Below are 4,528 nucleotides of genomic sequence, written 5' to 3' on the forward strand. Positions count from 1 at the left end.
GTACAATTCCAGAAATTAAAGTTTGAATGATTTGTATTCCCATTTGAACAATCATAGGGAGATAGGTAGCAATCATCTGTGAAATTGTGTTTATAATCCCAACAATGGCTTCAAGCATAATTGGAGCCGCTACAACCAAACCGTTCACAAGGTTTGAAATCATTTGTGATCCCGCTTCAAGAAATTGCGGTAATACTGTTGTTACGAAATTAGCTATATTGTTAAAAATATTTGTTATGGTTTCAATTATAATTCCGGAGTTTGCATTCAAATACTCTGCAATGGCTGGCAAATAACGAGATACAGAGATAAGAACACCGGGAAGCCCACCAATAATTGCTCCCGCTATAGTAGGACCAATGGTTTTAAAAATCTCACCTAACTGACTAAAATCACCAGAAAAAACAGCTTTTACTGCATCAAAAAGATGAAGACAAGCTTCACGTATCTTACTAACTGCCAACCCTATTATTTCAGCCGCATTTTGAAAACCTTTTGGTAAATGAGTAATCCAATCATTTAAATAATCTCCATCAACAGCCGTATAGAATAGATATTTACCTAGTGAAGATAATGCGTGTCCAAAGTTTTGAACACTTTCAATTACATTCGTAATGCTATTTCTAAACCCTTCATTGGTTTGCCATAAATTTCGCATCCAAATAATCAATCCAGCAATGGCTGCCGATGCGGCTATCACTCCACCTGCTACTAATGCAACTGGACCAGCAACAGCCCCAATACTTACACCCAATATACCAGCTATACTGGATAAGGTGACAAATACTGGGGCTAACGCCATACATGCTCCAACAAGAATTCCGAGCGCAGTTACAATTGTTGTTATAGCTGCTGCTAATGCTGGATGTTCTGAAACAAAGCTCGCAAAAGCACTAATTACATCAGCAATGACTCCCAAAACAGGTTCAAGTGCCATTTTTAAGTCGTTCATAGCTTTTTGAAACTTTACAGCTGGGCTGGCATCCATTTTCTTAATCATTTCATTTAGCTGTTCTTGATTCTTGTTTAAATCTATAACTTTATCTTGAGCGCCAATAAGTGTATTGGTGATATTCTGGCCTTGATCTTCATACATCGTTCCGAAAAGCTTAACACCAATCTCATTTCGCTTTGTTTCATCTTCAATACTAGCCAATGCTTTAGCAATCTCTGTCATGGCGGCCGAACCTTCTTTACCGCCTTTAGCGACAGATTTCCCCCACTTTTCTAACTGATCAGCCGAAATTTTAGTGCCTTCAAGAGCTTCTTTCATAGACTTGTCGACACCTTGACCAAATTCAGCCGCTTTAACACGACCTTCTTTTAGTCCATCTAAGAGATTATCAATCATTTACATTCAACGTGATTCGCAAGGTCACGCCCGTTCTCTATGAACTGCTATACGTCACCGTATAGATTAGACTATATCTTCAACTACTTGAGTTGCTCCCCGTTTCGAGTGTCATATGCTTACACCCTACGTCTTTCGACTAGTCGTTGCACGTTCCTTAATTAAAAGGCTTCGCTCAGTATTGTCTCATTTGAGAGTTTCACTGAATTAAAGGAGTTTTTCATTGTATGTCGCCATACAAGGGAACTATAATCTAATTCCAAGTACCTGTATCAACACCAGCTTCCATAATTGCTTGTACTTCTTCAGCATTGTAACCAGCTCGTGTTAACTGACCACCATATTCAGCAATAATGTCTAATTGCTCAGGAGGAAAGCCGATTTTTAATAGACGATTCGTTAACCCTAAAGCCGTATCACTAGTTATCCCTAATTCATTACCAATTTCATTCGCTTCTTGAATTAACTCAGTAAAATCTATACCTGCGTAAGCACTTGCAATGGCTCCTGCTCCTTTTACAATGGAAGCATTAGCTTTATCACTGACAGTGTGATTTAATGCCCATTGTCTACGTGTACCCTCCAGTGCTTCTTCCACATCAACACCATAGGCTTCTACACCACGAACCGCTTCTTCTACCGATTTTTTAGAGGATGCTGGAACTTCAAAAGAAACGTCAATTTTTGTTTTTAATTTAGAGGTATCAAGTGCTTGCTCAATGGCTCCTGAAATACCACCACCAGCCATTAATCCACCTAGAATATTTTCTAAACCAATATCTAATTCTTTGAAACTGTGCGATGCTCTCTCTGCTTCTCGTGAAAGGTCTCTCAAATCATTTCGAACTTGTTGTAATGAGTTACCATCATCTATAGAACGTAGAGATCGCTGTAATTTCTCAATATCTGCTTCTGTACCTAATGCTTCACGACCGATGATTTGAATCGCTTGTTCTAACTGCCTAGCTGTCGCTGTACCGTTTCGTATTGCGTTTGTAAGGTTATTCCCTAATGCATTTGCAAAATGGTCTACACTCGTTTCAGTCGCATCAAAAAATGTCTTTAATTGTTTCGTTGCATTTTCTTGTTCCTGCAAACTTCTATTCGTCGCACTTAATTGATTCTGTAATTGCTGTTCTGCTGTTCGAGCTTGTATAAGCTGCGTTTCATATCTTTGGATTTCACTAGCATTTTCACCATACTGCTGTTTGGCTTGCTCTAACTGTTTCTGATAGTTTTGTACTTTACTAGCTGCAACAGTATGTTGCTCTCCAAGGTTATCTATTTTTAAACGTAACTTTTCTATTTCTGAAGCATTCTCACCAAGCGTTGCTTTTTGCAACTCGTATTGAGCATTTAACTTAGAAAGAGAAGATTGTAACTGTTCTTCCTGTCCTTTTAGCTCTTTCAATTTTTGAGCTGCTTTAGCTGTTTCACTTGTTCTTTCCTGTTCAGCATCTCTCGCCTGTTTTAAACTTTCAGAAGTTTGTTTAATACTATTCGCTAACTGTTGTTCTGTTATTTGTTGGCTTCTTAACTTTGATTCCAACTTTGCTACAACAGTAGAATTTTCTCCGTACAATTCTTTAGCACGTTGTAAATGTTCAGCCGTTGCTTGCGTAGCCCTTTGTGCAACTGCATACTGTTGGGAAAGGTTTTGAAGCTTTGCTTGCAGTTTTTCTGAATCAGTGGCATTTAACTTCATCTGCTCTTCTTGTAATTTCATTTCTTGACGAAGTTTTTTAGTTTCCTGATTCATGCCTTTCATAGCATCATTAAAATCTTTATTTTGTGCTTTAAATATAACTTCAACTTCCGAATTATTTCTTGCCATTTTCTCACCTACCTTTACTTGGGATTGTTACGCCATGCTTCAAACGCTGTAATCCCCGCGTAAATACGCTCAACAGACGAAATTGGCTCATGCCAAAAAGTCTCTGGATCTATTCCAGAGACTAGACAATACAAGACGTATTTATCTTCCACACATTCGATTTTAATGTCTGGATTTTTTACTTTTTTTCGCCGTTACCGCCGCTATTTGTGCTTTTTTTGAGTGCTGCGGCAAATTGATTTGGATCTTGACTAATTACATCCACAACAAGCTTCGTATATAGTTCCATAGATTCTGCTAATGAATCGTGATACTTCTGTAAGAAATCATCAAATGTTAACTTCTCTTTAGGGTTTGCTCCTTTAAACGCCATATAAATCACTTTATGAATACTTGTTTGATCGATTTGTTCTAAAGCTGATAAATCTTTATTATCCTTATTTCTTAGTCCATCTAAAGCTTGGAATTTCACAATATCAGCAATAATTGAACTAGTAATAAGCCCTTCTTCTTGTCCCTTTTTTAAAGCATAATTCGTTAAAAATGCCGGATAGTTTTGTTTATTAATAAAACGTTGTTCATACTCACCTTCTACTTCTACAAATTCCACTTCTTTTAATGTTATTTTTTGAACTTTCATCTGCTATTTCCTCACTTTCATTTTCCTGTTATTTAAATACAAAAGAAAAAGCCCTGTATAAAACTAGGGCCTTAAGCTGAAGTCGTTGCTTTAACAAGAGATGAATTAAATTGTGTATGCCATTTTTGTGCAACTGTTGTATCTGATAATTCGTCCACAAACGCTTCATAATAGAATTTATTTAAATCATCTGGTAAAGCCGAGAATTCTAATTCCATCATTGCCAATTCTTCCTCACCATTCGCAATAGCAAATTTAAAACCAGTGGAGTTTGAGCAATTTGGAAACGCAATAAGTTTTACAACATCTTCAAACTCATCTACTACATCAGCCGTAAATACAAAATCATATCCCTTTGAATCACTTCCGAACGCCCATACACCCGGCTTTAATCCAGTTGTATTAAAACCAAAATAATCTCTTGCTACTTTAACAGGAATATACGCTGAAACAGTAACTTTAAGTTCCGTGGTTTTCGCTTTCTTTTTCAACGTCACGCCACCACATACCTTTTTCATTTCCTTATTTTCTGGTTCCCCTTCAATTGATCCTACACATCCAAATTTTGTTCCTGGTTCTTGCGTTCCTTTCTTCTTAAATTGAATACTTGCATTCGCAATCGACACGGAATCAAATTCTTCAATTACTTTAACCATTTAAAATTCCTCCTCCAATACTTTATCTACACCTTTGTGTAGCTCTC

General features: G+C 37.1%; 4 protein-coding genes. All 4 read right to left on the reverse strand.

Annotated elements, in window-relative coordinates; translation table 11 throughout:
* A partial coding sequence (locus EBQ15_RS30760; RefSeq protein WP_481747486.1) for a phage tail family protein occupies positions 1-1,096 on the reverse strand: 1,096 nt, incomplete at its 3' end.
* 508 nt (positions 1,097-1,604) lie between these two features.
* Positions 1,605-3,185: a coiled-coil domain-containing protein gene (locus EBQ15_RS30765; RefSeq protein ID WP_033693002.1), complete on the reverse strand. Its 1,581-nt coding sequence runs from the start codon at positions 3,183-3,185 to the stop codon at positions 1,605-1,607.
* Positions 3,186-3,363: 178 nt separating this feature from the next.
* Complete coding sequence (locus tag EBQ15_RS30770; protein WP_000867967.1) at positions 3,364-3,825, reverse strand: hypothetical protein; 462 nt, start codon at positions 3,823-3,825, stop codon at positions 3,364-3,366.
* A 71-nt stretch (positions 3,826-3,896) separates the two neighbouring features.
* Positions 3,897-4,481 (reverse strand): hypothetical protein, encoded by a 585-nt coding sequence (locus tag EBQ15_RS30775; protein WP_033693001.1) that lies wholly within the window; start codon positions 4,479-4,481, stop codon positions 3,897-3,899.
* Positions 4,482-4,528: the final 47 nt, after the last annotated feature.

Source organism: Bacillus sp. 2D03 (assembly GCF_003946765.1).
Lineage (GTDB): Bacteria > Bacillota > Bacilli > Bacillales > Bacillaceae_G > Bacillus_A > Bacillus_A cereus.

What these genes read in the sequence shown, in the direction of transcription:
- EBQ15_RS30770 (WP_000867967.1), bottom strand. Translation starts at nt 3,825, where the DNA reads ATGAAAGTTCAAAAAATAACATTAAAAGAAGTGGAATTTGTAGAAGTA.
- EBQ15_RS30765 (WP_033693002.1), bottom strand. Translation starts at nt 3,185, where the DNA reads ATGGCAAGAAATAATTCGGAAGTTGAAGTTATATTTAAAGCACAAAAT.
- EBQ15_RS30775 (WP_033693001.1), bottom strand. Translation starts at nt 4,481, where the DNA reads ATGGTTAAAGTAATTGAAGAATTTGATTCCGTGTCGATTGCGAATGCA.